4 protein-coding genes and 1 pseudogene are annotated in these 5,208 nt (G+C 38.0%); 3 read left to right on the forward strand and 2 right to left on the reverse strand.

Annotation, left to right across the window (positions count from 1 at the left end; genetic code table 11):
- Window positions 1–280: 280 nt before the first annotated feature.
- Complete coding sequence (repM, locus tag FTV03_RS16885) at window positions 281–1,219, reverse strand: replication initiation protein RepM (RefSeq protein WP_002046604.1); 939 nt, start codon at window positions 1,217–1,219, stop codon at window positions 281–283.
- Window positions 1,220–1,623: 404 nt separating this feature from the next.
- Here repM and FTV03_RS16890 point away from each other — a divergent pair, with 404 nt between their 5' ends.
- The 3 genes from FTV03_RS16890 (at window position 1,624) to FTV03_RS16900 (ending at window position 4,390) form a co-directional block, all read left to right on the forward strand.
- Complete coding sequence (locus tag FTV03_RS16890; RefSeq protein ID WP_000585007.1) at window positions 1,624–2,262, forward strand: AAA family ATPase; 639 nt, start codon at window positions 1,624–1,626, stop codon at window positions 2,260–2,262.
- Between the two features lie 2 nt (window positions 2,263–2,264).
- Window positions 2,265–2,552 (forward strand): hypothetical protein, encoded by a 288-nt coding sequence (locus tag FTV03_RS16895; protein ID WP_000908082.1) that lies wholly within the window; start codon window positions 2,265–2,267, stop codon window positions 2,550–2,552.
- A 1,133-nt stretch (window positions 2,553–3,685) separates the two neighbouring features.
- Window positions 3,686–4,390: an IS6-like element IS1008 family transposase gene (locus FTV03_RS16900; RefSeq protein ID WP_180042320.1), complete on the forward strand. Its 705-nt coding sequence runs from the start codon at window positions 3,686–3,688 to the stop codon at window positions 4,388–4,390.
- Between the two features lie 41 nt (window positions 4,391–4,431).
- On the opposite strand, the pseudogene FTV03_RS16905 reads toward FTV03_RS16900, so the two are convergent.
- Window positions 4,432–5,028 (reverse strand): annotated as a pseudogene (locus FTV03_RS16905) (APH(3'') family aminoglycoside O-phosphotransferase); the annotation flags it as partial.
- Between the last annotated feature and the right edge of the window lie 180 nt (window positions 5,029–5,208).

Genomic DNA, 5,208 nt, shown 5'->3' on the forward strand with positions numbered 1-5,208 from the left:
TCCGTATAAGGCATAATCAATAACGACATCTCGGCTGATAATCAGCGCAGTAACTTTAGCCAATCTCGCTGCAATTTCCATGTCAGGAATTTGTCCACTTATTCCAATGATGATGAGAACTGCAGCAATAAATTATAAAGGCAGGATAGGTGGTTACTTAACCAGCATAAGTTATGTAACTTATGCTAATTCATATTAAAATCACATGAAAGCAATCTTAATTAAAAACTTAGTATGAGAGGGCGTGGTCTTTTGTTTAAAGTGACAATTAACTAAAGGGTTACTTCTTGTATTTAGGAGCATAACCAACTTCTAACAAATAAGAAAAATACTTTCTAACATTATCGCTATCAAGAAGATCACTTGATATCCTTTCCTGAAAGTCTTCTAGAGTCTCTCCACGATGTGCGAAATCATTACCAAATTTTGGATAGTTAGTAATATCACATAGCTTTTTAGCAAAGAATATACATTGCTTAGCTGTCAATTTATAAGTTGGCTCTAAAGGAGCACTTGTACTCGTTTTATTTTGTTCTTTTTCTTCAAACATGAAATGTAATTCTGAAATATTTCTTCCCTCCTTTTTTTGTATATAAGAAACAGTAATATCCGTAAATTTGTTAATTTGATTTAAAGCTACGGTAAGAACCCTTTTTTTAAAGTCTCCCATCTTTTTATATTCATCTTCTATCAATCCGAGTTTTGATCTAAGCTCATCTATAGAAATATATAACTTACCAGTTGATCTCCAACGTATGAGTAACTCATACAGGCGAATAGCATAAATGCTTGTAAGTGGTGAGATTTGTTTAAGTTCATATCTTGTGAACTTTTCTTCAAGTTTTACAAATAAGGGGATAATATCTGGTGCAAAAATTAGTTGGACGCATCCCTCTTCCTTAACATAACCAACTTTTGAAACCCACCTACTTTTGTATATTCCTATTTTTCCAGTTATAGGATCTACTGCTTTATAATTCAAATGCCGTTCAAAAAGATTATCACATGCAGATTGTAACGCTTCATAAGATGCTTGACGTCCTAAATTAAACTGTTTCATGTATTCAGAAGCATGAATCGTAAGTATAGTATCAGAAGTAAGTTCTTTCTCAATTTCTCGAGCAGCAATGATCGCAATTAATATTAGCCTTTGCTCAGATAGATTTAGTGAATACGATGCTTCAACCAAATTATTATCTTTATATACTATGTTACTCATAGGAAGATATATTAAGGAAAATGTTATAAATAGATATATTGACAATACTACTTAACGTCCACAAATGAAAGTATTTTTAATAAAAGAATTTGTCAACTTATGCACAGAATTTGTCAACTTAGAAACAGGAAAAAGTCAACTTATTGGTAGGAATATGTCAACTCAGAAACAGGAAAAAGTCAACTTATTGGTAGGAATTTGTCAACATATACTTCCTGTATCCCTTTGCTAGTCAAGCTTTGAGCAGAGATATAAATAATAAATTTAAATAAATATATATAAATTCAAAAAGACCATTCTTTTGTGGATAACTTTTTTTTTAATTTTTTTTTTCATGATAGTTGATTACTTCATAAATCACCGTTAAATTATACACAAACAAACTTACGTAACTTACATAAATTATGATTATCTTAGTTGGTGGTGAAAAAGGCGGTGCTGGTAAAAGCTGTTTAGCTCAAAATCTTGCAGTTTACTTACAACAAAGTCAAAGAGACGTCCTCTTATTAGATGCTGACCCTCAAGGAACAACAACAGATTGGGTCAAAGAAAGAGATGAAAACGATGAATTAAATAATATTCCATCAGTACAAGCATCAGGGAATATACGTTCAGTTTTAAAAGATTTAGATAAAAGATACCAAGATATTATCATTGATGCAGGTGGACAGGATTCTGAAGCATTACGTTCAGCAATGACTATAGCTACACATATGTTATTGCCGTTTAGACCCAAACGAAGAGATCTAAAAACTTTAGATCATATGGAACAAGTTTTAAAATTAGCAAAGACAGTAAATCCAAATCTGAAAGCTAGAGCAATTATTACTCAGTGTCCAACTCTTCCTTCTCAAGTTCAAAGAATTTTAGATGCAAAAGAGGCATGCAAATCATTTGGTATTGATGCATTGAATTCAATCACAACAAATCGAAATGTTTATGATGATGCAGATGAAAATGGGCTTTCGGTTTTTGAAGTAAATAGTGATCCTAAAGCGAAAGCTGAAATTGAAAGTATTGCAAGAGAGTTTTTAGGAGTATAACTATGGCTGGTTTAACTGGGCTAAACAAAAAACCTGAACCTACTGAACAAGATAAAATGTTAGATGCATTTATATCTGGTGCAGAAAAGAGGGTAAAGGCTTTAGAATCAAGTGAAAAAAAATTTATTCGTTACACTTTTTCTCTCAATGAAGATATTAGTAAACTAATTGATGAGCTGGTTGTAAAAGGGCAAAATGCAAGAATAAATCGTTCAAGTATTGTTCGAGCAGCTATAGAAAATTTATCGACATATAGTGCAGATGAATTAAAAGAAATATTAAATAAATAAATTAAAAATATCCCACTTTTTTAAGGGGGATATTTTTTATCCAAGTTAAATTTACTGTAAGTCCCCGGTGAACCCTATAGATATTTTTAAATTCAGCTCAGGCTCTAGCAGTGTGGTGGTAATTTATCTATTTGAGTTATTTTATATGAAGGCGTCCTTTTCTGCACAGACACGGATCTAGGCTATTCAGCTTGGCTGACTGAATTGATGTCATGATGTTTGATGCACATTGTCAAATTCTTTATCAAGCGAAACTCTGAATCAATGCTTGTAATTGTTTCACTATGATGAGTTTGAGTCCAGTGAAATGTTGCTTGTTCCAACCGTAGAGCTTTGAATACCCAGTCCATCATATATCAACACTTTCATACAATGACCACGCTTATTCCAAAACAAGATAACCTCAATGTTGCGATTTGACATGGTCAAAGGCTTTTAGGACATGAGAAAGAGCAGTATAAGTAACTGCTCGCATATCCATGGGCTGAGTAGAAAGCCAGATTTCATCAATGTGAATCTTATTGTGAGCACCTTGGGGAATTCTGCCAAAGCGATTGCTCCTGATACCTTCCGTTTCAGCCCAATCGCTATGTTCGCATCAGGCGTCGTTATTGATTATGCCTTATACGGAACTCCAGAATTAGCCCTCGTTGCGAACAACAAAGCCAGAAATCCTGCAGTTCCGCGGACGCTGATAAGTAGACAGATTCCTGACACGGAATACTATAACTTACATCACTTAAATAGGATGCATAAGTTATGCAAGTTACGCCACTTAAATAAGTTAAGGCGCTAAAGCGATAAAAGCTACATGATGGCCAGTACTGAGCACTGGCGATCTAAGTCAATGCTGCAGTTCTCATCATCATTGGAATAAGTGGACAAATTCCTGACATGGAAATTGCAGCGAGATTGGCTAAAGTTACTGCGCTGATTATCAGCCGAGATAAAGTAATGTGAACGGGTAGTATTGCTGTAATGGATGGATTAAACGTTGCAGGGTAAGGCAATGTAATAAATGTGGGCTTTGGTGGTGCAGAGCTTGTTCTCCATCCAAAAGGCGAATATATGGCACTGTTGCAAATAGGCTGACATGATAAGCTAAATATCTTATTTATTTCGAGATACAGCAGATGAATCCCTTCCATGGTCGGCACTTTCAAGGTGAAATCATTCTTTGGGCTGTGCGCTGGTATTGTAAATATGGCATTAGCTATCGTGAACTGCAGGAAATGCTGGCCGAACGGGGTGTGAATGTTGATCACACGACTATTTACCGTTGGGTTCAACGTTATGCTCCTGAAATAGAAAAACGTTTACGCTGGTATTGGCGTAATCCTACAGATTTACATTCATGGCATATGGATGAGACTTATATCAAAGTGAAGGGGCGATGGACTTACCTGTATCGTGCAGTTGATCAACGTGGTCATACGATTGACTTTTACCTTTCCGCTAGACGGAACAGTAAATCAGCCTATTGTTTTTTAGGAAAAATCTTCAATACGGTGAAAAAATGGCAAATTCCACGGGTCATCAATACAGATAAAGCAGCGACCTATGGCCATGCTTTATCACGGTTAAAACGGGAAGGTAAATGTCCACCAGATATTGAGCACAGGCAGATTAAGTATAAAAATAACGTGATTGAATGTGATCATGGCAAGCTAAAGCGGATCATCAGGGCCACATTAGGATTCAAATCTATGAAGACGGCTTATGCCACAATTAAAGGTATTGAAGTCATGCGTGCACTACGTAAAGGACAAGCATCGTCATTTTATTATGGTCAGCCTCAAGGTGAAGTGTGTCTAATCAACAGGGTTTTCGGTCTCTAAGCACTTTTAAAAAGGAACTTCATCGACTCAAATCTCTATTTGCAACAGTGCCTTTTAGGGTCCACCATGAAGTTCGGCATGCAGGGATCACCATGGCAAACAACCATATCGGTGCGCTCTTGGTCGAGCCGCACCGGTAGCTCTCGTTCGACACGAGCCAAAAGATCGAGCTGCGGCGTACTCTTGTCCTCGTCCGGTAAGAAGTCGGGATTGACGGCATTGCGGGACACCACATCAACGGCGCGTCCGAACATTCGCGACAGCCTGCGCTCAAACGGACATTGATCAACCGATAGGCTGTGAACAGCGCCAAGTTGCTGCCCCATTGACGGCCACGCTTTGAGCAAATCCGCTCCAGACAGATCAGCCGCCGGTACTCCCGGAATTGCCGTTATCACCAAGCATGCACCCTCCTGTTCCTCCTGCCAGTTGATCACCTCGGGGCAAGCCACACCTCGACCTTTGAGCCAAATGAGGCGGTCACGCTCTCCAGCGAGCTCACCGCGGCGGGAAGCAGGTGCGATTTTCGCGAAGGCATGCCCGTCACCACGTCGAAAAACAAAATCACCAGATTCTCCGCCTCTGACAGGCAACCAGTCAGAATGCGATTCACCAAAAAAAATATTAGTTCGATTCAATGGAGGTTCCTTCAGTTTTCTGATGAAGCGCGGAGGTGAGAGGTGGTCCCACTTGTTTGAACAACTAAAAGCTTATTTATAAGTGATACTCTGCTCTAGTTAAGCTACCTTATTTTGTTGTGGTAGCTGGTCATAGTAAAACTCATCTGGAGTCATTTTGTCCAGACTCGAATGAGGTCG

Origin of the sequence: Acinetobacter sp. YH12218, from assembly GCF_013417925.1 — a bacterium.
Taxonomy (GTDB): Bacteria; Pseudomonadota; Gammaproteobacteria; order Pseudomonadales; family Moraxellaceae; genus Acinetobacter; species Acinetobacter amyesii.

Excerpts from the sequence above, each read along its gene's own strand:
- repM (WP_002046604.1), bottom strand. The coding sequence starts at position 1,219 with ATGAGTAACATAGTATATAAAGATAATAATTTGGTTGAAGCATCGTAT.
- FTV03_RS16900 (WP_180042320.1), top strand. The coding sequence starts at position 3,686 with ATGAATCCCTTCCATGGTCGGCACTTTCAAGGTGAAATCATTCTTTGG.
- FTV03_RS16895 (WP_000908082.1), top strand. The coding sequence starts at position 2,265 with ATGGCTGGTTTAACTGGGCTAAACAAAAAACCTGAACCTACTGAACAA.
- FTV03_RS16890 (WP_000585007.1), top strand. The coding sequence starts at position 1,624 with ATGATTATCTTAGTTGGTGGTGAAAAAGGCGGTGCTGGTAAAAGCTGT.